Annotated in this window: 17 protein-coding genes; 10 read left to right on the forward strand and 7 right to left on the reverse strand. The window is 72.0% G+C overall.

Annotation, left to right across the window (positions count from 1 at the left end):
• Nucleotides 1-9 precede the first annotated feature (9 nt).
• On the reverse strand, nt 10-1,353 hold the full coding sequence (locus ACQPXG_RS20360; RefSeq protein ID WP_433469270.1) for a CitMHS family transporter: 1,344 nt from the start codon (nt 1,351-1,353) through the stop codon (nt 10-12).
• Between the two features lie 94 nt (nt 1,354-1,447).
• On the opposite strand from ACQPXG_RS20360, the gene ACQPXG_RS20365 reads away from it, so the two are divergent.
• Both ACQPXG_RS20365 and ACQPXG_RS20370 read left to right on the forward strand, forming a co-directional pair.
• A complete protein-coding gene (locus ACQPXG_RS20365; protein WP_433469271.1) occupies nt 1,448-2,428 on the forward strand; it encodes a LysR family transcriptional regulator in 981 nt (326 codons plus the stop codon).
• An 85-nt stretch (nt 2,429-2,513) separates the two neighbouring features.
• A complete protein-coding gene (locus ACQPXG_RS20370; protein ID WP_433469272.1) occupies nt 2,514-3,569 on the forward strand; it encodes a lytic polysaccharide monooxygenase auxiliary activity family 9 protein in 1,056 nt (351 codons plus the stop codon).
• Between the two features lie 132 nt (nt 3,570-3,701).
• Here ACQPXG_RS20370 and ACQPXG_RS20375 read toward each other — a convergent pair whose 3' ends face one another.
• Nucleotides 3,702-5,417, reverse strand: a complete 1,716-nt coding sequence (locus ACQPXG_RS20375) for a glycoside hydrolase family 6 protein (RefSeq protein ID WP_433469273.1) — start codon at nt 5,415-5,417, stop codon at nt 3,702-3,704.
• 278 nt (nt 5,418-5,695) lie between these two features.
• Complete coding sequence (locus tag ACQPXG_RS20380; RefSeq protein WP_433470016.1) at nt 5,696-6,847, reverse strand: RNA-guided endonuclease InsQ/TnpB family protein; 1,152 nt, start codon at nt 6,845-6,847, stop codon at nt 5,696-5,698.
• Between the two features lie 363 nt (nt 6,848-7,210).
• Between ACQPXG_RS20380 and ACQPXG_RS20385 the strand changes: the two genes are divergently transcribed.
• The 4 genes from ACQPXG_RS20385 (at nt 7,211) to ACQPXG_RS20400 (ending at nt 13,434) form a co-directional block, all read left to right on the forward strand.
• Entirely contained in the window at nt 7,211-8,248 is a 1,038-nt protein-coding gene (locus tag ACQPXG_RS20385) for a LacI family DNA-binding transcriptional regulator (RefSeq protein ID WP_433469274.1), read from the forward strand.
• A gap of 114 nt (nt 8,249-8,362) precedes the next feature.
• Complete coding sequence (locus tag ACQPXG_RS20390) at nt 8,363-11,287, forward strand: glycoside hydrolase family 48 protein (protein WP_433469275.1); 2,925 nt, start codon at nt 8,363-8,365, stop codon at nt 11,285-11,287.
• An 84-nt stretch (nt 11,288-11,371) separates the two neighbouring features.
• Nucleotides 11,372-12,547, forward strand: a complete 1,176-nt coding sequence (gene dinB, locus ACQPXG_RS20395; protein ID WP_433469276.1) for a DNA polymerase IV — start codon at nt 11,372-11,374, stop codon at nt 12,545-12,547.
• A gap of 80 nt (nt 12,548-12,627) precedes the next feature.
• Nucleotides 12,628-13,434: an SAM-dependent methyltransferase gene (locus ACQPXG_RS20400; protein ID WP_433469277.1), complete on the forward strand. Its 807-nt coding sequence runs from the start codon at nt 12,628-12,630 to the stop codon at nt 13,432-13,434.
• Nucleotides 13,435-13,447: 13 nt separating this feature from the next.
• On the opposite strand, the gene ACQPXG_RS20405 is transcribed toward ACQPXG_RS20400, so the two are convergent.
• Nucleotides 13,448-14,284 (reverse strand): hypothetical protein, encoded by an 837-nt coding sequence (locus tag ACQPXG_RS20405; RefSeq protein ID WP_433469278.1) that lies wholly within the window; start codon nt 14,282-14,284, stop codon nt 13,448-13,450.
• Between the two features lie 328 nt (nt 14,285-14,612).
• On the opposite strand from ACQPXG_RS20405, the gene ACQPXG_RS20410 reads away from it, so the two are divergent.
• From ACQPXG_RS20410 to ACQPXG_RS20425, 4 genes are all read left to right on the forward strand, one after another.
• Entirely contained in the window at nt 14,613-16,424 is a 1,812-nt protein-coding gene (locus tag ACQPXG_RS20410; protein ID WP_433469279.1) for a sensor histidine kinase, read from the forward strand.
• Nucleotides 16,415-17,089 carry a response regulator transcription factor gene (locus tag ACQPXG_RS20415; RefSeq protein ID WP_433469280.1) on the forward strand — a complete coding sequence of 225 codons (675 nt, stop codon included), beginning with the start codon at nt 16,415-16,417 and terminating at the stop codon, nt 17,087-17,089. Before ACQPXG_RS20410 ends, ACQPXG_RS20415 begins: the two co-directional genes overlap by 10 nt.
• A gap of 291 nt (nt 17,090-17,380) precedes the next feature.
• Nucleotides 17,381-19,150, forward strand: coding sequence for a sensor histidine kinase (locus tag ACQPXG_RS20420; protein ID WP_433469281.1), 1,770 nt, complete (start codon nt 17,381-17,383; stop codon nt 19,148-19,150).
• A 68-nt stretch (nt 19,151-19,218) separates the two neighbouring features.
• Nucleotides 19,219-20,022, forward strand: a complete 804-nt coding sequence (locus ACQPXG_RS20425) for an inositol monophosphatase family protein (protein ID WP_433469282.1) — start codon at nt 19,219-19,221, stop codon at nt 20,020-20,022.
• On the opposite strand, the gene ACQPXG_RS20430 is transcribed toward ACQPXG_RS20425, so the two are convergent.
• The 3 genes from ACQPXG_RS20430 to ACQPXG_RS20440 form a co-directional block, all read right to left on the reverse strand.
• Nucleotides 19,952-22,195 carry an NACHT domain-containing protein gene (locus tag ACQPXG_RS20430; RefSeq protein ID WP_433469283.1) on the reverse strand — a complete coding sequence of 748 codons (2,244 nt, stop codon included), beginning with the start codon at nt 22,193-22,195 and terminating at the stop codon, nt 19,952-19,954. The genes ACQPXG_RS20425 and ACQPXG_RS20430 overlap by 71 nt on opposite strands.
• Before the next feature lie 235 nt (nt 22,196-22,430).
• Nucleotides 22,431-23,060 (reverse strand): TetR/AcrR family transcriptional regulator, encoded by a 630-nt coding sequence (locus ACQPXG_RS20435; protein ID WP_433469284.1) that lies wholly within the window; start codon nt 23,058-23,060, stop codon nt 22,431-22,433.
• 98 nt (nt 23,061-23,158) lie between these two features.
• Complete coding sequence (locus tag ACQPXG_RS20440; RefSeq protein WP_433469285.1) at nt 23,159-23,554, reverse strand: STAS domain-containing protein; 396 nt, start codon at nt 23,552-23,554, stop codon at nt 23,159-23,161.
• Nucleotides 23,555-23,610 lie beyond the last annotated feature (56 nt).

Raw genomic sequence — 23,610 nt, forward strand, 5'->3', positions numbered from 1 at the left:
ATCCCGTGGTCACGCCGTGATCGCCCCGGTGAGCAGGGCGGCCGCGGTCATGACGATCGTCGTCCCGAACGCCCAGCCGAAGATGAACCGCTGGTGCGAGCCCAGCTCGACCTTCGTCATCCCGACGAGGATGAACGTCGACGCGGTCAGCGGGCTCAGCGGGAACCCGGTCGTCATCTGGCCGAGCAGGGCGGCCCGGCCGATCTCCGCGGGGTCCCCGCCGAGGCTCGACGTGGTCTCGGCGATGACCGGCATGACGCCGAAGTAGTAGGCGTCCGGGGTGAAGACGAGGCTGAGCGGCATGCTCGTCACCGCGGTGCCGATCGGTAGCAGGCCTCCCGCCCCGTCCGGGACGACCGACACCAGCGCCTCCGCCATCTCCTTGATCATTCCGGTGCCGCCGAGGATGCCGGTGAAGACCCCGGCCGCGAAGATCATCGTGGTGACCAGCACGACGTTCGGGCCGTGCCGGTCCAGCAGCTCGCGCTGCTGGGTCCAGGCGGGCCGGTTGACCAGCACCGCGACCGCGAACGCCAGCGCGAACAGCACCTCCAGCGGCATGAGCTCGGCGACCAGCGCGACGATCAGCGCGATCGTCAGCGCGAGGTTGAACCAGAGCCGCCACCCGGCGGGCGTGCGGAGCTCCGCGGCGGCGGGCGTTCCCGGGCCGCCGCCGGGCACCCCGGTCTCCCGCCCGGCCTCGGTCCCGGGCTCCAGGGCGACCTCGCCGCGCCCCTCGTCCCGCAGCCGGGCCCGCTCACGGCGCCCGATCATGCAGGCGGCGAACAGCACCCAGGCGATGCCGGCGGCCATCGCGGGCAGCAGCGGCACGAACAGCTCGGAGCTGTCGAGCTTCAGTGCCGCCATGGCGCGGGCGGTCGGGCCGCCCCACGGTACGAGGTTCATCACCCCGGCGCCCAGGCACACCACGCCGGACAGCACGAGCGGCCGCATCCCGATCCGCTTGTAGATCGGCAGCAGCGCGGACACCGTGATCAGGAAGGTGGACGCGCCGTCGCCGTCCAGCGCGACGCACAGCGTCAGCACCGCGGTGCCGACGGTGATCCGCATCGGGTCGCCCTTCGCCCAGCGCAGCACCCGGCGGATCACCGGGTCGAACAGCCCGGTGTCGATCATCAGGCTGAAGTACAGCACCGCGAAGGTGATCATGATGGCGACCGGGGCGACCTTGGCCACGCCGTCCGCGATCATCTCGCCGAGCTCGCCGCCGAACCCGCCGACCAGCGCCGTCGCGACCGGCACCAGCACCAGGCCGAGCAGCACCGACAGGCGCCGCGTGACGGTCAGGGCCAGAAACAGCCCGATGGTCACGAAACCCAGCGTGGCCACCATGGGGACCTCCCTTGTCCGGAGTTGCCCATGAGTGTGAGCCACGGCACTCTTGTAGGTCCAACATCAATTGGACATGCATTGATGTGGTGAATGCATGAATTGGGCGAGCGAATCGGGCGAGGACATGGATCTGACCATCCAGCAGTTGCGGATCGTCCTCGCGGTGGCCCGCGAGGGAAGCTTCACGGCGGCGGGGGAGCGGATGCGCCTCGCCCAGTCGTCCCTCAGCCGGACGGTCGCCGAGGTCGAGCGGCGGGTGGGAGTCACGCTGTTCGAGCGTACGACCCGCCAGGTGCTGCTCACCCCCGCCGGGCACGAGTTCGCCGCCGTCGCCGAGCGGATCGTCGGCGAGTTCGACCGGGGCGTCAACCACTTCACCGGGTTCCTCGCCGGGACCCGCGGGCTGGTCCGGATCGCCACGCTGCCGTCCCTGGCGGCGACGCTGCTGCCGCCCGTCGTCTCCCGGTACCGGCGTGAGCGTCCCGACGTGCGCGTCCAGATCGAGGACGCGCTGCTCGGCCAGGTGCTGGAACGCGTCATCGGCGGGCAGGCCGACCTCGCCGTCACCGTCCTCACCGAGCCGCCCGGCCCGCTCGGATTCCGGCAGATCGCCGCCGACCACTTCTTCTGCGCCTTCCCGCCCGGCGACCCGCTCGGCCGCCGCCGGGCCGGCGAGCCCGTCCCCTGGGCCGACCTCGGCGGACGCGAGTTCATCGCGTTCGACCGGGCCAGCAGCGTCCGGATCTTCGCCGACCGGGGGCTGCGGGAGGCGGGCGTGCGGCCCGGTCCGGTCACCGAGGCCCGCAACATCGCCGCCGTCGCCGGGCTCGCAGCGGCCGGGCTGGGGGTGTCGGCGGTGCCCGGGCTGGTGCTCCCGCTCATCGAGTTCGCCCGGCTGGAACGGCGCCCCCTGGAGCGACCCTCCCTCACCCGGCCGATCGGCGTCGTGTTCGACCCGCGGCGGCCGCAGGCGCCGGCCGTCCGGCATTTCCTGGAGCTTCTGGAGGCGAGCCCGCGGCTCGGTCTCGACCTGCCCGAGGGCGCCGAATGGACCTCTGCGGCGGACGGCCGGTGAAAGGCTGAAAGGACCGTTCACGGGCGTGACGGAGTGGAGTTAGCGTCCGCTCACACGACACTCCTCGGCCCGTGACGGGAGGAACATGGGAAAGCGAAGACGACGGGTACTGGCCGCAGGGGCGGTGCTCGGCCCCGCGATGCTGGCCGGCGCCCTGCTGACCGCCGCGCCGGCGTCCGCGCACGGCGCGATGATGGTGCCCGGCAGCCGCACCTACCTGTGCTGGAAGGACGGGCTGTCCTCCACCGGCCAGATCATCCCGCACAATCCCGCCTGCGCGGCGGCGGTCGCGCAGAGCGGGACGACCTCGCTCTACAACTGGTTCGCCGTGCTGCGCTCGGACGGCGCCGGCCGCACCCGCGGCTTCATCCCCGACGGAAAGCTGTGCAGCGGCGGCGCGGTCGTCTACGACTTCAGCGGCTACGACCTGGCCCGCGACGACTGGCCGGTCACGCACCTGACGTCGGGGGCCGGCATCGAGTTCCGGTACAACAAGTGGGCGGCCCACCCGGGAACGTTCCGCACCTACATCACCAAGGACACCTGGAGCCCGACCCGACCGCTCAGCTGGGACGACCTGGAGGACCAGCCGTTCTACAGCGTGACCGACCCGCCGAGCGTCGGATCGCCGGGCAACGAGGACGCCTACTACCACTGGAACGCCACGCTGCCGTCCGGCAAGAGCGGCCGCCACATCATCTACACGGTGTGGCAGCGCTCCGACAGCAACGAGACGTTCTACGGCTGCTCCGACGTTGTCTTCGACGGCGGCAACGGCGAGGTGACCGGGGTCGGCGAGGGGGACGGCTCTCCGACCGATCCGCCCGGTAACCCGGGGATGGTGTGCACCGCCGCGTACCGCTCCACCAACAGCTGGTCCGGCGGCTACCAGGGCGAGATCACCGTCACCAACTCCGGCACGCTCCCGCTCAACGGATGGATGGCGCACTTCACCTTCGCCAACGGCGAGACGGTCGACAGCCTCTGGAACGGCGGCTACACGCAGTCCGGCCCGGACGTGACCGTCAAGAACGCGAACTACAACGGCGCGCTGGCCGTCGGCGCCTCGGCGACGTTCGGGTTCACGGTCAAGGCGCCCGGTTCGGCGACCGCGCTCGAACCGCACTGCATGACCTCCTGACGGAGAGGCCCGGCGACCGCAGCGAAGCGAGGATCGTCGGGCCTCCGGGCCCGGGGGTCTGGGGGTCGCCCCCAGAAAGGTAGGGCCCCGTGACCGGCGAGTGTCACGGGGCCTGCTCTTGCTTGCGGCCGGTTACCGGACGGGCGGGTTGGCGTTCTTGAGCAGCTCCTGGAACTGCGCGGAGAACCAGTGCCCGGACAGCGGCGCGTCCGGCAGCGCCCCGCTCATGTTGTTGTTGTTACGCGGGTTGCCGCCGTACGTCGGGTCGCACATCCGGTCGAAGCCCTTGCCCTCGTCGTTCGGGATCTCCTTGCTGGCCCCGTCCGACTCGCCGGGAGGCTTCATCCACACGTAGGCGTCGACACCGGACGCCGGCGCCGCCTTCGGTCGTTCGCCGAGGCCCGCGCCCGACTGGTTGCACCAGTTGCCGAGATGGATGCGCCGGTCGGTCCGGCTTCCGTCCACGTAGGCGTCCACGCTCGTCTTCGGGCCGGGACCGGTGGGACGGTTCGCGCCGCCCCAGCCGTTGCGGCTCGTGTCGACGAGCATTCCGATGCCCGGGTCGAAGCCGTCGCTGACCAGCTGCTGGCGGAACGCCTGCGCGTAGGACAGCTCGTCGACGTACCGGTTCCAGTCGACCCACTTGGACTGCCGGACGGACGTGCCGTTCACGCTGTCGTTGATGGTGAAGTAGGGCTCCTGCGTCGCCCCGTAGTTGGCGGTGTTGGTGATGAAGCCGGCGACGTTGCCCTTCGAGCCGGACGCCTGCGCGACGTCGGCGAGCAGCTGCGCGGACGGGGCGAAGTTGTCGTCCCAGCCGAGCCAGCCGTGGTGGCCGATGTCGAGATAGTTGTAGACGTTGGACAGCGCGCCGAGCTTCTGCAGCGCGTAGGCGATGCCCTTCTCGTAGTTGCCGTTCGCCTTCATCGTGTCGCAGTTCGGGGTGGCGGTCGGCCGGCTGCCGGTGTTGGTGATCAGGTTCGGCAGCGAGTCGATCTCCACGACGGTGACGATCCGCAGACCGGCGTACTTGGCGTCGCCGAGGATCTGCGCGATCGGGTCGATGAACTGCGTCTTGTACTTGTCGAGCTCGGTCGCGCCGAGCTCGCCGTTGGACGCGAGCGCCGCGCAGTCGCGGCCCGGCAGGTCGTAGACGACGAGCTGGATCAGCCCGGCGCCCTGGTCGAGGGCCTCGTCGAGGTGGTCGCGCAGGCTCATCCCGCCGTTCACGCCCTGGATGGCCGCGATCCGGTCCAGCCACACGCCGGTCGGCTGGTTCGCGACCGCGCTGCCGCCAGCCTCGGCCGCGGCCTTGGCGGACCATTCGGGGTTCACGTACACCTTCGCCCCGGCGTAAGGGTTGTCGGCGCGGTTACCGGACGGCGGGGGATCGGTGGGGTCGGTCGGGCCGGTCGACCCGTCGCAGACGGTTCCGTTCAGCTTGAACTGGGACGGCGCCTGGTTCGTGCCGGAGTAGGAGCCCTGGAAGCCGGGGCTGACCGACGCGTTGGTGCCCAGCGTCGTGGCCCAGGTCGGGTTCTTCACGGTGACGTGCTTGCCGGACTGCGTGAACGTTCCGTTCCATCCCGAGGTCACCTGCTGGTTTCCGGCGAAGTCCCACTCCAGGGTCCAGCCGTTGCCGATCGCGTCGCCGAGGTTGGTGACCTTCACGGTGGCGGTGAAGCCGGTGCCCCAGTCGTTGGTGGTGTAGTCGACCTTGCAGCCGGCGGCCGCGCTGGCCTGGGCCTGGGCCAGCGCGACCGTGCCTGAGGCGAGCAGGACGGCCGCGGAGGCAGCCGCGACACCGCGGCGGGCGCCGCGGCTCCTGCGCGCAGGGGGGTGTTTCATCCGGATTCCTCCATCTGGTTGGGGTGGACTTCTTCCGGCAGGTTCAGGGGGCGGACCGCAGGTGGTCGCGGAGCCTGGCGCCGTAGGCGGTCGGCGTCCCGTCGTAGGAGCTGATCAGCGAGGGGCCGGTGGAGCAGTCCCAGGTGTTCCACGTCCAGCCAGGCCATCAGCGTGCCGACGTAGGAGTGACCAGCAGGACGCGTCCTTGCAGTAGGTCAGCTTCTCGGCCCCGAAGGGGGTCGAGCTTGCAGCTCTTTGCCGCCACTGGATGTGATGGATCAGGCCGCGTCGTCGGCAGCGTGACTCACTGCCCAGCCCGCGGCGCCGCGTGCGGCGATATTGCGGGCTGCGTTGACGTCGGCGTGCTCAGCGAAGCCGCACAACGTGCATTCAAAGGTGGCCTGGTCGGGCCGGTTCTTCCGGTCGATGTGGCCGCACGTCGAGCACTCCTGCGAGGTGTGGCGCGGGTCCACATGCACCACCGGAACGCCGGCGCGCTTCGCCTTGTAGGCGATGAAGGCGCCGAGTTGGGCGAAACTCCAGGAGTGCAGGGTGACCCGCTGGGGCTTGCGTAGCCGGACCCGCGCCCGGATACCACCCAGGTCCTCCAGGGCGATGCCGTGCGTGGTGCGTTGAGCCTCGGTCACGATGCTCTTGGAGATGCGGTGGTTGGTGTCGGTCGCGAAACGGGCTTCACGCCCGGACAGGTGGCGCAGCAGCCGTTTGGCGGACTTGGTGCCCTTGGCCTGAAGTTTGGTGCGGAGGCGGCGGTTGCGGTGCCGTACCTGGTTGATGTGCCTGCCGGAGTGGACGGTGCCGTCGCAGGTGGTGGCGACGTTGACGATGCCGAGGTCCACCCCTGTGAACCCGTCCGGGACGTAGACGGGGGCGTGTGGGACGTCGCAGGTGGCGTACAGGTAGAAGCAGCCGCCGCGCCACACTAGGTCCGATTCGCCGCGCCGGTGGGCGGCCAGCAGCACCGCCTGCTCGGCCGAACATGCGAAGGCGATGCCTTTGAGTCTGCCGTGCACGGTCCAAATGCTGACGGTGCGGTCCTGGATCTGCCAGGAAAGTGACCGGTCGTCGAACGGTTGGGCGGCGTCCTTGCGGAACCGGACCGGTGTGCTCTCCACGCTGGCACGGCGCCGAGAGCCGGCCGGGCCGTAATTACCTGCCTTCAGGTTCTCGTTCAGGGCGGCGTAGGCTCCGGCGGCTTTGCGGATGCAGTGGATCGCCGGTTGGGCCGACAGGCCCATCGCCTTCACCTCGTCATAGACGAGGCGTTGCAGTGCGGTCTTGCCTGTCACGCCGGTAGTGAAGGCGCGGCGGGAGGCGTGGCAGGCGGCCTGGTTGCACCGCTTCAGCGTCTCCCGCAACGCCGCCTCGGTGGCGGCGTCGGGGAGCAGCCTGACTTGTACCACCAGCTTCACAACCCGCACCGTAACATCATGTGTCCATATCGTGACGGTGAGTTTCGGATCCTCATGCCAGGGCGCGGAGAACGCGCCGGTGAGCGCGGCCACCGCGGCGGTTCGGGGGGAAAGCGATCTCATGGGATCTCTGCTTCCACGTCGGGTGTTCGATTGGGAGCGCTCCCACTCCTGGATTGCGGTGAAGGTAGAACGCCCCCGATGTGGCATGGAAGTCCTGTTCCATTCCTTTCACGAAGTTTCATTCCGGCGGTGGCCTTGACACGATCGGCCTCCGAACGGATTCTTGGGAGCGCTCCCACTACTCCCGACCCGGCCCACCCCCGCGAAAGGCCGGGAACCCCCGAAGGGAGTGCCGAAAGCGTGACCATCACCCACCCCCCGGAGGACCCCGTCCTCCCCGGCCGCCCCCCGACCCTCGCCCACGTCGCGCAGCTCGCCGGCGTGTCGCCGGCCACCGCGTCCCGCGTGCTCAACGGCTCGGCCCGGGTCAGCAGGTCGGCGCGCCTCCAGGTCGAGGCGGCCGTCGAGCGGCTCGGCTACGTCCGGCGCCGGGCCGCCTCCCCTGACCGGGAGTCATCCGGCACGATCGCCGCCGTCGTGTGCGAGGACGGCTGCCGCGTCCTCGGCGACCCCTTCTTCGCCCGCCTGCTGTGGGGCGTCCGGCGGGAACTGGACGGCCGCGCGCCGCTCGTCGTGCTCCTGGCCGGCCGGGCGGACGAGTGGCGGGCGACCACCGGCTACCTGCGCGGTGGCCGCGCCGAGGGCGTCCTGCTCGTCGGGGCCCGCCGCGACCAGGTCGCCCCGCTCGTGCAGGCCGCGGCCGGCGCGCCCGTGGTGCTCGCCGGGCGGCCCCTCGACGAGGTGGCGCTCCCGTACGTCGACGTCGACAACCGGGGCGGCGCGCACGCCGCCGTCCGGCACCTGCTCGCCTCCGGCCGCCGCCGCATCGGCACCATCGCCGGGCCCGCCGACATGGGCGCGGCCGTCGACCGGCTGGCCGGCTACCGGCTCGCGGCGCGGGAGGCCGGGATGGGCGTCAACGGGCTCGTCTGCCAGGGCGACTTCGGCCGGCTCTCCGGCGAGCGGGCGATGCGTCGGCTGCTGGAACGGCGTCCGGACGTCGACGCCGTGCTCGCCGCGTCCGACCAGATGGCGGTCGGCGCCCTCAGTGCGCTGCGCCGGGCGGGCCGCAGGGTGCCCGACGACGTCGCGGTCGTCGGGTTCGACGACGCCCCGGTCGCGCGGCAGGTGCGGCCCCGGCTGACGACCGTCCGGCAACCGGCCGAGGACCTCGGCGCCCGGCTCGCCCGCGAGTTGCGCGCCTGTACCGGCGGCAGGCCGAACACCGACCGCGGCGTCGTGCTGCGCACCAAGTTGATCATCCGGGAGTCCGGCTGACGGCCCCGGGCTGACGCGGGCCCCGTCCCGCACCCCACGCGACCACCGCCGCCGGGCTCCGCCGGTGGTGGAGCCCGCCATGCCCGGACATCGGGCGCAAGAGGAAGGAACACAGTGAGAAGACGTCAACGATGGCGCGCGTTCACGGCGGTGGGCGCGACGCTGACCCTGCTCTGCGGCGGCCTGGGCGTCATGGCCCCGGCGCATGCCGCGGCGGCGTCCTGCAAGGTCGTCTACAAGAAGAACGACTGGGGCGGCGGCTTCACCGCGAGCATCGACATCAGCAACCAGGGCGACACGCTGGACGGCTGGAAGCTGACGTACTCCTACTCGGGGAACCAGAAGCTGACCAGCGGCTGGTCGGCCAAGTGGTCGCAGTCGGGCCAGGCCGTCACCGTCGAGAACGAAAGCTGGAACAGGACCCTGACCTCCGGCGCGTCGGTGAACGTCGGCGCGCAGTTCACCTATAGCGGGACCAACACCGACCCCTCCGCGTTCAGCCTCAACGGCACCCCCTGCAACCAGAGTTCGTCCGCACCGACGGTGGCGCTGACCAGCCCGGCCGCCGGCGCGACCTACTCGGTGGGCGCCGCGGTGCCGCTTGCGGCGACCGCGACCGCCGGGTCCGGGGCATCGGTGTCCAAGGTCGAGTTCTATGACCAGGACGGCCTGCTCGGCGATGCCGACACGAGCGCTCCCTACGGGCTGACCTGGACGCCCTCGAAGGCGGGCGACCACTCGATCTACGCCAAGGTGACCGACAGCACCGGTGCGACGGCCGAGTCCGCGCCGGTCGGCATCACGGTGACCGCCGAGGCGAGCGTCGTCGCGAGCCCCGCCACGCTGACGGTCGCCCAGGGCGCCAAGGCGACGTACGCGGTGAAACTGTCGGAGGCCCCGTCCGCGAACGTGACCGTGACGACGACCCGGACCGCGGGCAACAACGGCCTGTCCGTGACCGCGGGCGGGACGCTCACCTTCACGCCGCAGAACTGGTCCACCGCCCAGAACGTCACGATCACCGCGGACGCCTCGGGCACGGGCCAGGCGACATTCACCTCGTCCGCGTCCGGCTACGCGGCGGCGAAGGTCACCGCGACCGAGGTGGCGACCTCCGGCGACACCTACACCCAGCGGTTCCTCGACCAGTACAACAAGATCAAGGACCCGGCGAACGGCTACTTCAGCCCCGAGGGCATCCCGTACCACTCGGTGGAGACGTTCATGGTCGAGGCGCCCGACCACGGGCACGAGACGACGTCCGAGGCGTACAGCTACCTCATCTGGCTGGAGGCCATGTACGGCAAGGTCACGCAGAACTGGGCACCCTTCAACGCCTCCTGGGCGCTGATGGAGAAGTACATGATCCCGACGCACGCGGACCAGCCGACGAACTCGTTCTACAACGCGTCCAAGCCCGCCACCTACGCCGCCGAGCACCCCGAGGTGAGCGACTACCCGTCGCAGATCGACGGCGGCATCCCCGTCGGGCAGGACCCGATCGCGAGCGAGCTGAAGTCCGCCTACGGCACCGACGACATCTACGGCATGCACTGGCTGCAGGACGTCGACAACGTCTACGGCTACGGGAACACGCCGGGCGGCGGCTGTGAGGAGGGCCCGGGCGCCGACGGCCCGTCCTACATCAACACCTACCAGCGCGGCTCGCAGGAGTCGGTGTTCGAGACTGTCCCGCAGCCGACGTGCGACAAGTTCGCCTTCGGCGGCACCAACGGGTACCTCGACCTGTTCATCAAGGACTCGTCGTACGCCCGGCAGTGGAAGTTCACCGACGCCCCGGACGCCGACGCGCGCGCCATCCAGGCCGCGTACTGGGCGAACGCCTGGGCCAAGGGCCAGGGCAAGTCCGGCGACGTCTCGGCCACCGTGGCGAAGGCTGGCAAGATGGGCGACTATCTGCGCTACTCCTTCTTCGACAAGTACTTCAAGAAGATCGGCGACTGCCGCCCGGCCTCGTCCTGTCCGGCCGGGACGGGCAAGGACAGCGAGCACTACCTGCTGTCCTGGTACTACGCATGGGGCGGCGCGACGGACACGAGCGCCGGCTGGGCATGGCGCATCGGCGACGGGGCCTCGCACTTCGGCTACCAGAACCCGCTGACCGCGTACGCGCTGGTGAACGACGCGGCGCTGGCGCCGAAGGGCGCGACGGCCAAGGCCGACTGGGGGAAGAGCCTCACCCGGCAGCTGCAGCTTTACAAGTGGCTGCAGTCCGCCGAGGGCGCGATCGCAGGCGGCGTCACCAACAGCTGGGAGGGCAGCTACAGCACCCCGCCGGCCGGCCTGACCGAGTTCTTCGGCATGGCCTACGACTGGCAGCCCGTCTACCACGACCCGCCGAGCAACCAGTGGTTCGGCTTCCAGGCGTGGTCGATGGAACGCGTGGCCGAGTACTACCAGGTCACCGGTGACGCGTCCGCCAAGGCGATCCTCGACAAGTGGGTCTCGTGGGCGCTGTCGCAGACGACGGCCGACCCGTCCACCGGCAGCATCAAGATCCCCTCCACGCTGAAGTGGACAGGGCAGCCGGACGCGAACTGGTCCTCGTCCTCCGGCATGCCGTCCGCGAACACCGGCCTGCACGTCTCGGTGCAGGACTACACCGACGACGTCGGCGTGGCCGCCGCGTACGCCAGGACTCTGACGTACTACGCCGCCAAGTCCGGTGACCCCGCCGCCAAGCAGACCGCCAAGGACCTGCTCGACGCCATCTGGAAGCACACCGACGCGAAGGGCGTCTCCGTCCAGGAGACCAAGACCGACTACAGGCGCGTCACGGACCCGGTCTACGTCCCGTCCGGCTGGAGCGGCAAGATGCCGAACGGCGACCTGATCAACTCCAGTTCGACCTTCCTGTCCATCCGATCCTTCTACAAGAGCGACCCCGACTACGCCCGCGTGGCGGCCTACGCCAACGGCACCAGCTCGACCGCACCGGTGTTCACCTACCACCGCTTCTGGGCCCAGGCCGACGTAGCCCTGGCCATGGCCGACTACGGCCGCCTCTTCAACGAGTGACCTGGAAGGAGTTTGCAGCCTGACCTGCGGCGGCCCGTGGGGGCACCCCTGCCACGGGCCGCTCGGGTATGCGAACATATGTTCGTGTCCGGTGGTGCCTCGATCCTGCATGCCGACCTGGACGCGTTCTACGCGTCGGTCGAGCAGCGGGACGATCCGGCGCTGCGCGGGCGGCCGGTGATCGTGGGCGGCGGCGTGGTGCTGGCCGCCAGCTACGAGGCCAAGGCCCACGGTGTGCGGACGGCGATGAGCGGCGGCCAGGCGCGGCGGCTGTGCCCGCGGGCGATCGTCGTGCCGCCGCGCATGAGCGCCTACAGCGCGGCGAGCAAGGCGGTGTTCGCCGTGTTCCGGGCGACGACGCCCTTGGTGGAGGGGCTGTCGATCGACGAGGCCTTCCTGGACGTGGACGGGCTGCGGCGGGAGCCCGCGGAGGTCGCCGCGCGGCTGCGGCGGGAGATCGCCGAGGAGGTCGGGCTGCCGATCACGGTCGGGGTGGCGCGCACCAAGTTCCTCGCCAAGGTCGCCAGCGGCGTCGCCAAACCGGACGGGCTCCTCGTGGTGCCGCCGGACGGAGAGCTGGACTTCCTGCGCCCGCTCCCGGTGCGGCGGCTCTGGGGCGTCGGCCCGGCCACCGCCGCCAAGCTCGCCGGGTTCGGCGTCACCACGGTCGGGGACGTGGCGGACATGCCCGAGTCCACGCTGGTGTCGATGCTCGGCCCGGGCGCGGGGCGCCACCTGCACGCTCTGGCGCTCAACCGCGACCCCCGTCCCGTGCGGACGGGAGTACGCCGGCGGTCGATGGGCGCGCAGCGGGCGCTCGGCCGCCGCCGGCGCTCGCCCGCGGAACTCGACGCGATGCTGGTCGGCCTCGTCGACCGGCTCGGCGGCCGGCTGCGCAAGGCCCGGCGCGTGTGCCGGACGATCACGCTCCGGCTGCGCTTCGGCGACTACGCCCGCGCCACGCGCTCGCACACGCTTGCCCAGGCGACCGCCGAGACCCCGGCGATCCTGGCCGCCGCGCGGGGCCTGCTCACCGCCGCGACGCCGCTGATCGAGAGCCGGGGCCTGACCCTCATCGGCGTGTCGCTCGGCAATCTGCACGACGACCGGGCCGTCCAGCTGGCGCTCCCGTTCGACCAGGCCATGGCCGTGGACACGGCGGTCGACGACGTCCGCGGCCGGTTCGGCTCGTCCGCCATCACCCGCGCCGTCCTGCTGGGCCGTGACCAGGGCGTCTCGGTCCCGATGCTCCCGGACTGACCGGCGCTCACGGTCGGTCCGGGTGCGAGCACTCCGCGCTCCATGAGACGATCATCATCCGGGGAGCGAGTGGAGTCGCGATGGACGATGAGAGGTGGTCTCCCGCCGAGGTCGATCTGGTGACGCCGAACACGGCCCGGATCTACGACTACCTGCTCGGTGGCAAGGACAACTACGCGGCCGACCGGGAGGTGGCCGAGCAACTGCTCGCGGTCATCCCCGAGGCGCGGATCGCGGCGCGGGAGAACCAGGCGTTCGTCGGGCGCGCGGTCCGTCATCTCGCCCGGGAGGGCGTCCGCCAGTTCATCGACATCGGCTGCAAGCTGCCCGCGCGCGGCAACGTCCACGAGGTCGTCGTCGAGGTCGCGCCCGCCTCCACGGTCGTGTTCGCGGACGGCGACCCCGTCGTCCTGGCGCACGCCCGGGCCCTGCTCGCCAGGACGGCGCGCGCCGCCGTCGTCCAGTGCGACCCGAAGAGTCCCGAAGCGGTCACCGGCGACCCGCAGGTGCGGGCTCTGATCGACTTCGAGCAGCCGGTCGCGGTGGTGCTCGACCGCGTCCTGCACTTCCTCGACGACACCGCCGAGGCGGCCGCCGCCGTCCGCCGCCTGCACGCGGCTCTGGCGCCGGGCAGCCACCTCGTGTTCACGCACATCACCCAGGACCCCGAGCCCGAGTCCGGAAGCGATGTCGGCAAGGTGTTCAAGCCGACCGCCGGTCACTTCTGGGGCCGCAGCCGCGCCGAGATCGAGGAGATCGTCGGTTCCTTCGACCTCCTGGAACCGGGCCTGACCTACACCTCGCTGTGGCGGCCCGACCTGTCCGCCTCGCGAGTAGCCCACCCGGAGCGAACCTTCACCCTGGCGGGCGTCGGCCACCGCCCCTGAGCGAGACCGGCGCTCAGGACGGAACGAGCCGCCGGTAGCGGCCACGCACACCGAACCGCCCTCGGGCACCGAACCGGCTCCGGCCACCGAACCGGCTCCGCGAGGCCGCCGCGGCGGCGTCGTGCACCCAGCCCTGATGGCTGCGGCCGGTGACCTCCAGCCGGACGAGCGGCGCGTAGGAGTCGGCCCGGATCCCCTCGTAGCCGTGCCGCACGATCGAGTGGTAGATGTCCTCGGACACGACCAGGACGAGCGGTGCCCCGGCGCGCCGCAGCGCGCTCCTCGCCTCCGCCGAGTCCAGCAGCCGGAAGGCGACGTCGAGCGCCTCACCGAAATTGCCGCGGCCGTCGTTGTGCACCTCGCCGGCGTGCACGACGACGCGAATGCGAATTCGCCGGTCGCGGTCCACCGCCTCGGTCATTCTCGAATTGTATTCGGCCAGCAGTGCGGACAGGATCGGCACGACCGGGTGCAGCAGCAGCGTTTTCGGGACCTCGTCGAAAGGGTGCACGAGAACGAGCGCCCCGTCGCCGCGGTCGACGTACGCCTCGCGGTAGCGCTCCTCGATTCCGGCCCGCAGGAACGCCTCCTCCAGCAGCCGGTAGAGGGTGCGCCGCAGTTCGGCCTTCACCGGATCGGTGCGGGTGGTCGAGCCCTCGATGTCCACCGCCAGGATCGCCCGGTAGCGCGGGCGGACCCGGGCCCGGTCCACGATCGGGAGCGCCGGGGCGGACGCGTCGACGAGCACGGGCCGCCGGGCCCCCGCCCGCGCCCCGCCCGCGGCGTCGCCGGCGGTGTCCGGCCCGGTGCGGAGCGGCCCCCCGGCCCGCACGGCCGTCTCGTGGTTCATTTCCCCCGTGCCCCTTTCGACCGGTCACCCCATTGCCCGGCGGAAAACGATCCTGGCATTACCCGCCCGCACCGGCAACCCAGGCTCTCCCCGGACGAATCACCGGGTTTTCCCGGTGATTGTCAATTCTTTTCCGCCGGCGACAGGCCGGAAGGGCGCCCGCATCGATCGGATAACGGCCCTGTGAGCGCGCGGCGGGGTCGGGGAGACTTCCGGTGCGGCCGCCGGCCGGGAGCGGCGCGGCGCTGCCGCGCTCCGGGAAAGCACGGACCCGGGCACCGTGGGTTTCCGGTGGCAGGACGAGGGCCGAGGTCCCAGCATGGAAAGGATGGTCGTGGTGATTTCCGCACCACGGAGGCGCAGGTCGCCGCCGTGGTTCGGGGCGGAGACGAGGCGCGCCCTCGTCGCCGGCCTGGCGGCGGCGGGGCTGGCGCTCCTCGCGGGCTGGCCGTACTGGCGGGACCATCCGGCCGCCGCCGCGGTCACACTGGTGAGCTGCGCGGCGATCGCCGTGGTGGGCGTGCTGCTGGCGACCGGCGGGCGGACCCGCCGGACGGGGCTGCTGTTCGTGGCGGCGTCGTTCTTCTGGGCGGTCAACTGGGCGGCGAGCTGGGACGCGACCATCGGGCCGATCATGTCGCCGTACGCCCAGGCCGACTTCTACCTCGCCCTCGCCGTGGGCGTCCTGCTTTACCCCGGCGGGCGGCTGGAGTACCTGGCCGACCGGATCTGGACGGGTCTGGCGTGCGTGATCCTTTGGGGCTGCCCGACCGCGCTGTGGGTCACGTCCAAGCCGGAATGGGCAGCTTTCCAGGGCGAGTCGGTGTGGTGGCCCGCGCCGTTCCCCGACCGGGAGGCCTTCCGGATCGTCCTGGAGGTGTCCGGTGTCCTGTACGTCTTCCTGGCCTTGGCGTTCGCCGTCGTGCTGCTGCTCCGGCTGCCGCGGATGGGCAGGATGCGGCGGCTGCTCACCTTCCCGGTGACCGTCGCGGTCGGGTTCGTCGGCATCCTGGCCGCGATCACCCAGAAGCCGATCATGGAGGACTCGATCCCGCTGGACGACCTGCTCCGCGTCTACGTGGTGCAGGGCGCGGTGGTCGTGCTGGTCCCGCTCACCCTGCTGGCGTCCGGGCTGCGGGTCCGCCTCGCCGAGCTGACGGTCGCCGGCCGGATGCTCCGGCTCACCGCTCCGGTGTCGGTCGAACGGATCCGCGACGCTTTGCGGGACGTCCTGCACGACCCGACGCTGGAGCTCTGGTTCTGGGCGCCGATGGAGCAGACCTATGTCGACATCGCCGGCCGGCCCGTCCCGCTCGACCTGGCGGGCGACGATGAGGGTGACGGCGGTGAGGGAGACGGCGGTGAGGGAGGACGCTGGCGGCACCGGGTGCGCAGCGCCGCCGGGGATCCGCTCGCCGTCGTGGAGCTCGGCGAAGCCCTCCGCGACCACGGCTCCCTCGTGGAGGCCGCGCTCGTCGCGGGCGGCCGGGCGCTGGAGACGGCGCGGCTGCAGGCGAGCGTCCAGGCGGGCCTCGAACAGGTCAGGTCCGCGTACCGGCGCCTCGTCCGGGCCGAGACGGCCGAGCGCGAACGGCTCGCCCGCGACCTGCACGACGGCGCGCAGCAGCGGCTGCTGGCACTCGGCGCCATGCTCGGGACGCTGGAGGCCGTCACCGACGACCCGGCGGTGAAGGAGCACGCCCGGACCTGCCGCGCCGAGCTGATGGGGGCGCTCGCCGAACTGCGCGCGCTCGCCCGCGAGGTCCAGCCGGCGCTGCTCGTCCAGGACGGGCTGGGCCCGGCGCTGGAGGTGGTCGCCGAGCGGCTCGGCATCCGCGTCAAGCTCGACGTCACCCCGCGGCGGTACTCCCGTGAGATCGAGTCCACGCTTTACTCGGCGCTTTGCGAGACGCTGTCGTACGCTGTCGACCGCGCGCGTGCGACCCAGGTGTCCGTGCGGGTCGGCGAGGAGGACGGACGGCTGGTCGCTGAGGTCGGCCTGGACGCCCGCGGCTCCACCGACCCGGCAGCGGAACCGGCCGGGCTGTCCGGCCGGATCAGGGCGCTGCGCGGCCAGGTCGACATCGGCGGCGAGCCCGGCGCGGGCACGAGGATAAGGATGGATCTGCCATGCGAGTAGCCGTGGCGGAGGACAGCGGGATCTTCCGGCAGGCGCTGGTCACCCTGCTCACCACGGTCGGGATCGACGTCGTGGTGTCCGCCGGCTCCGGGGAGGAACTGCTGGCCCGCGTCGCCGACGACCCGCCCGACGTGGCCATCGTCGACCTGCACATGCCCCCGACGTTCACCAACGAGGGCGTCGTCGCGGCGCGCCGGCTCCTCGACCGCCACCCCGGCCTCGGCGTCCTCGTGCTGTCCGCCTTCAACGAGACCCCGCAGGCGATGGAGCTGTTCCGCGACCAGCCGCGCGGCGTCGGCTACCTGCTGAAGGACCACGTCACGGACGTGGAGAACCTGCGGTCGGCGCTGGAGCGGGTCATGAGCGGCGAGGTGGTCATCGACCCGGAGGTGGTGACCCGGCTCGTTGAGGCCCGGCACCGCGAGCACGAGCTCGCCCTGCTGTCCGGGCGCGAGCGCGAGGTGCTGGCGCTGATGGCCGAGGGCCACTCCAACGCGGGGATCGGCAAGCGGCTGCACCTGTCCGCCCGCACCGTCGAGGACCACGTGCGGGCCATCTTCACCAAGCTCAAGATCACTTCGACGGGCGGCCCGCCGGGTCCGCAGGACAGCAACAAGCGCGTGCTCGCCGTCCTGACGTGGCTGCGCGCCGCCGAGACCCGCTGACCGGATGCGGACACGCCCGCCCATCGCGGACCACGGGTCCGGCGCATCAATCGGATAACGGCCTCTCGCGTTCCCGGCGCACGGTGGTGAAAACTGACCGTGCGAGCCGGGTCGCGTTGGGTGACCCGGTGGTGGCCCCCGCACGCCACCGGGACGCGCCAAGGGCCCTCGGGCTCGTTCACAAGGCCGTCTCCGGCACGCTCCCATGCTCCCGGTGCCGCATCCTGGGCGCATCCGGGAAAACCCCACTGCCGGACGGTGATTTCCCGGTACGAGACGGAAAGGATCGCGGTGAGGCCCGTCCCCTCGTGGCCGCCACTGTGGCTCGGTGCGCGGGTCCGCCGCGCCCTGGCCGCGGGCACGGCGGCCGCCGCGGCGGCGCTCGCGTGCGGCTGGCCGCACTGGCGAGGGCATCCCGCCGAGGCCGTGGTCACCCTCGCGTGCTGCGGCGGGTTCGCCGTCGCGGGTGGCCTGTTCGCGGCCGGCCGGCTCGGCCGGCGGACCGGTGCGGCGTTCGTCGTCGCCGCCGGGGCCTGGGCGGTCACGTGGTCGGCGGCCTGGAACACCGGCGCGGCACCGCTGGTGTCGGTGTTCGCCCAGTCGGTGTTCTTCCTCGCGATCGGCGTCGGGGTGCTGCTGTATCCGGGCGCACGCCTGGAGGGCGCCGTCGCCCGGCTGTGGACCGCCGCCGCGGTCATGATCATGGTCGGCGGGCAGGTGCTGCTGTGCGCCTTCTCCCGGCCCCGCTGGAACGGATTCGCCGACACGGTGGCCTGGCCGGCGGTGCGTCCGGACCGCGAGCTGTTCGAAGGCGTCCAGCGGGGGCTGGCGGCCGCGATGGCGGCGCTGGCCGGCGCCCTGGTCGTCATCCTGGTGGCGCGGCTGCCGCGGACAGGCAGGCTGGACCGCGCGCTCATGATCCCCGTCGCGCTCACCGTCACGGTCGGCGTCACCGGCGCCCTCGCCGTGCAGGGCACGCTGTTCGGCACCGCCGTCGACCTGGACGACGTGCTGGACGTCTACCTCGCCCAGGGCGTCTTCGCCACGGTCCTGCCGCTGGTGTTCCTCGGCACCGCGCTGCGCGCCCGGTTCGCCGAGCTGACCGTCGCCGAGCGGATGCAGCGGCTGCTCACCGACCCCGTCTCCGTGGCGAAGGTCCGCGACGCGCTGCGGGCCGTGCTGCGCGACGGCACCCTCGACCTGTGGCTGTGGGCCGACGGCGGCTACGTCGACGTGGCCGGCCGCCGGACGCCAGGCGCGCCCGGCGGCGAGCCGGGGCGGTGGCGGCACGAGGTCCGGACGTCCGGCGGTGAGCCCCTCGCCACCGTCGACGTCGCCGTCGCGCTCCGCGACCACGAGCCGCTCGTCGAGGCGGCGCTGATCGCCGGCGGCCGCGCGCTGGAGACCGTCCGGCTGCAGGCCGCCGCGCAGGCCGCCCTGGAACGGGCCCGCGACGCGCAGGAGCGCCTGGTCCGGGTGCAGGCGGCGGAGCGCGAACGGCTGGCCGCCGACCTGAAGCGCAGCGCCCAGCAGCGGCTCCGCGCGCTGGAGGAGATGCTCGCGCTCCTGGAGGACGCGGCGGCCGACCTGCGCGCCCGGGAGCAGGCCCGGACCTGCCGCCGCGAGCTGGCCGAGGCGGTCGCCGAACTGGACGACCTGGCCCGCGGCGTGCACCCGGCGATCCTCGCGGACGCGGGCCTCGCCCCGGCGATGGAACTGGTCGCCGCCCGCGCCGGAGTGCCCGTCCGGCTCGACCTGCCCGCCGCCCGCTTCCCGCCCGAGATCGAGTCGACCCTCTACTTCGCGCTCTGCGAGGCCCTCACCAACGCCGTCAAGCATGCGCAGGCGGGGTCGATCGAGCTGACCGTCCGTTCCGGCCCGGACGGGATCGTCGCCGAGGTCCGCGACGACGGTGTCGGCGGCGCCGGCCCGGTCCCGCGCGGCGGCCTGGTCGGCCTCACCGACCGGGTGCGCGCCCTCCGCGGCCACGTCGCCATCGAGAGCCCGCCCGGCGAAGGCACCCGGGTCCGGATCACACTTCCCGCCGGTGGAGGCGCCTGAGCAGGGCGGCCGGGGTGTGGCGGCGGCGGTCGACGCGCGGGCGACCCGGGCAGGTTTAGGCTGGGCAGATGCACGACGATGCCGATCTCCATGCGGACGTGGCCGGGCAGGCCGTGGCGGCGGCGCTCGAGGTGGCCCGCGGGCACTTCGGCCGGACGCTGGACGTCGAGGTGAAGGGGCCGCGCGGCGACGTCGTGACGCAGGTCGACCGGGAGGCGGAGCGGCTCATCGTCGCCACCCTCCACGAGCGCTTCCCCACCCACACGATCGAGGCCGAGGAGTCGGGCACCCTTTTCGCCGGGTCCGATCACGTGTGGCTCGTCGATCCGCTGGACGGAACCAACAACTACGCCTACGGCCTGCCCGTCTACGGCGCGGCCGTGACCCTGTGCCATCGGGGCGAGCCGATCGTGGCGGCCATCGGGGAGGCGCACACCGGCGACGTCGCCTGCGCCGTGGCCGGCCGGGGCGTGACGGTCAACGGCCGCCCGTTCGAACGGACGAGCCCGCTCCCGGCCGCATTGCCCGCCACCGCGCTCTGGGTCGGCTACCACACCCAGGGGGACGAGCGGCTCGATGCCCTCACCTCGCTGCTGCACGCACGGAGCCGGCGGCTCTTCTCGACGTGGGCGCCGACGATCGACGTCTTCCTCTACCTGCGCGGCGGGCTCGACGCGCTCACCGTCTACCAGTGCACGGGCACCGAGCTGCTGGGCTCGCTGCTGCTGCTCCGGGAGGCCGGGGCCGAGATCCGCGGAGCGGACGGCGAACTCGTGCGGCGGCTCGCCGACCTCCCCGACCTCAGCTTTGTGGGATCTCCGGCGGTGACGCTTCCTCTGGTCGGCGCTCTGTCTCCGGCAGCGACGCCCTGAGCTCCTCGCGGAGCAGCACCCGCTGCCGGTCGTACTCCGGACCGAGCTCCGGATCGGGGTCGGCGGTCAGCGACTCGAGCTCCCGCAGGGCCCGCTCCTCCCGGCCGATCAGGTAACGGCGCCGGTCGGGATTGCCCAGGAGGGCGCGCACCGTGTAGAGGTCCATGACCCGGATGCGCCGGTACGCCGGGGTCTTCACATGCCGGACGGTGGCCCGGAAGAAGCGCCCGCATTCGGGGTGGTTGTCGTCCATCCACAGCCCGTCGCCGAACGCCTGGTCGCCGTAGTAGATGCGGTTGTAGCCCATGTGGAACGACTCGGCCTCGTGGTCGGTCTCCATCCGCTTGACGAACTCGTCGAGGAGTTCGTGCCGGTCGTGGTGGAGGGCGTCGGCCACGGCGACCGCGCGCTGCAGGAAGGGGTGTTCGGGGAACAGCTCGCCCGACCGCAGCAGCTCCATCGTCCGTGAGCCCGCGACGATCGGCAGGAGGTTGGCCGCCTGCTGGGCCGCCATCAGGTAACCGGTGCCCGCGTCGATGTCGACCCGGTTGAGGATCGCGAGGAACGTCGCCTCGGTGGCGGCGCGTTCGTCGGGCGAGGACGAGACGGCGAGCAGCAGCTCCCGGACGAAGTCGATGACCTCGTCAGGAAGCGGATGCAGCAGCAGCTCCGTCCGGCCGGCGCGGTGCTCCGCGCGGCGTTCGTCGAGGCACCGGACGACGTGGCGCGCCACGCAGAACTCGAAGAACGACTTGTGGACGAAACGGTAGCGCCGCCGGTCGTTGGAGATGATCAGGAACGACCGGTGCACGAGCTCGCGGCAGATCTCGTCGACGGTCGCGTCCACGAGGATGCTGGATTCGAGCCAGCGCCCGGCGATCCGGCGCAGCTCGTCCGCCTCGACCAGCAGGTCCTTCAGCTCGAAGTGCCCCCACCCGCGTCCCGAGGCCAGCGACTTGGAGAAGATCTCCCAGGCCACGCACTCGATCAGCTCGCCCTTCTGCCACCAGGTGAGCTTCGAGGGTTCCTTGGCCTGCTCCCGCTGCAGCCACTTGTCGACGTACCGGCTGTAGACGGCCGAGGTCTCTCCGCCGTGGCCGGCGGACAGGAAGCTCTCGGCATCGTGGTCCTGCAGGACCAGGTCGAGGAGCACCTCGGCCGTCATCCGCAGGATGAGCGGCCTGGCGACGGCCTCCCGCAGGGACGGGTTCCCGCCGATGATCCGGATCAGCTCGCCGGCCAGCTCCGGATGGCCCCGGGCGGTGGCGTACCACCGGAGGAAGGCCGCGCCCTGCTCCTCGAACCGCAGGGGCAGCAGCCGCCCGGCGCTCGTGAACCCGGACATGAGCTCGGTCGCGTCGACGTAGATGCTGTAGAACGCCGTCCGCGACGTCAGCATGGACGGGACCCGGAAGAGGCCGAAGAGGCTCTCCGGGACGATGCTGGTGAGCAGGTGCGGGGAGCGCATCACCGGAGCCTCGTCGAGGCCGTCGCACACCAGGACGATCCGGCCGTCGTCCAGCAGCCTGGCGAGTTTGCCCGCCTCGGGAAGGGTGACCTCGGCGGCGAGCTGGTCCTTGAGCCAGAGCGCCTGTTCCTCGGCCCGGGTCAGCCCGGTGTCCGGCGGGTCCGCCTGCGGTTTCATCGCGTTGAGGTGCAGGAAGAGAGGGCAGCGCGCCTTGCGCGGGGACGCGGCGAACTCGTCGGCCAGCCGGGCGAAGACGAGGGCGGCGATGAGGGATTTGCCCGATCCGGGCTCGCCCATCAGCATCGCCTTGTCCCCGCTTCGGAGAATGTCGGTGACGACGTCGACGATCGGCCGGCCGTCCCGCAGCGCCCCCGATCCGGAAAAGGACGGGTCCACGAATCCGAAACCGGTGCGCAGCCGTTCCTCGTGCGTATCGAGTGGCGCGCCTCCGTCGACCGGAAGGCGCGCGGCGAGTGCCTCGACCTCGGCGCGGTGGTAGGCGCTGAGCCTGCGGCGCTCCAGGATTCCGAACCGGCGGCGGAACGTCAGGAACCGGACGCCGACGGCGGCGAGGAGAAGGGCGGCGCCGGCGGCCGCGAGCCAGTGGGACGCGAGAAACGCGAAAAGGAGGACGGCGACGGCGGGGACGGCGGCCAGGGTGCCGAGTCGCTCGATCCAGTCCAGCAGTTCCCGGGCGGCTTTCACCTGCGGTATTCCGGACCCCTGCCGCGAAGAGCGCCTGACCGGACGACTCATGAAGTGCTGACCCCCTGCCCGCAAGGGCGAGGCGATCGCCCGGCCGACCTTCGATGCCGTTTCCGGCGCCGGTTCATAGTTGAGCACACTTCCGTTCCCGGCACACATCCGCAAACTGAGGATTTGTGCACGCCGACCTGGCCGGCGTCGTACCGGATTCCGGTTTTCCGGAGCTCCGGCGCGGTCAGGAGGGGGTGCCGCGGATGATCGGGACGAGGTAGCGGCGGGCGAAGTCGCGGGCGCCCGCGTCGTCGAGCGGGATGTGGCCGTCCGGGGTGAGGACGAGCGAGTGGGTGAGGCGGACGAGGATCTCGGCGACCAGCTCCGGGTCGACGTCCGCGGGGGCCGCGCCGAGCCGCTGCGCGGTGCGCAGCCGGCGGGCGAGGTAGCCGCGCGCGGCGGCGAGCAGCGGCCCGGCCTTGACCGTGGAGTGCGGGAGGAACAGTTCGGGCTCGACGACCATGAGGCGGGTCATCAGCCGCTGCTCGCGGCTGATCCGCAGGGTGACCGCGAACCCTTCCACGAGGCGTTCCTCCAGGGTGGGGAACGCCTGGACCGCCTCGTCCAGCTCGGCGAAGAACCGCCGCGCCTCCCGCAGCAGCACGCCCGTGACGAGGTCGCCCTTGGTGGGGAACCGCCGGTAGATCGTGGCGCGGCCGAGGCCGGACTCGCGCGCGACGTCGTCCATGGTGGTACGGCGCGGCCCGTAGGTCTCGAAGGAGCGCAGGGCGGCGTCCAGGATCCGGTCGGTCTGCGGCTCGCTCTCCGGGGCTCCGGTGAGCAGGTTCCGCAGGAGTTCGTCGTCGCTCGTCATCGTGCGGCCGACTCTAGCCGCCGCGCTCTCCGGGCCGCCGCCCGCCGGTCGCGCGGCCGTGGCGGACCGGGGGCCGTCCGGGCGTGGGCACGCGCGGGTCAGCGCGGGGTCAGCGCGTCGATGGCCTGGTCGGCGGTCGGGTGGGCGATGAGGTGCCGGTCCAGGCCGCTGCGCTCGATGATCGCGTGGAACCGGCGCCGGGGGCGGGCGAGGACGAACTCGCCGCCGCGCCGGTGCGCGGCCTTCCAGAGGACGACCAGGGCGTTCAGTCCCGAGGAGTCGCAGAAGCTCACCTCGCCGACGTCCAGGACGACGAGCGGCGGCCCGGTGAGATCCCGCATGTCGGCGAGGACGCGCTCGCGCAGCATGTCGGCCGTGAGGATCGTGAACTCCCCCTCCGCCTCCACGAGCAGGCAGGGCCCGCGGAGTCCGCTGCGGACCCGCAGCGGATCGGGCGGAGCCGCGTCCGATGGTTCGCCGGCTCCGAGGGACATGCCGATCACCTCCCGTTGTCGCAGGCACCCGGCGTACCCGGGAAAGAGGAGGTCAT

Source organism: Spirillospora sp. CA-128828, assembly GCF_050945415.1.
Classification (GTDB): domain Bacteria; phylum Actinomycetota; class Actinomycetes; order Streptosporangiales; family Streptosporangiaceae; genus Spirillospora.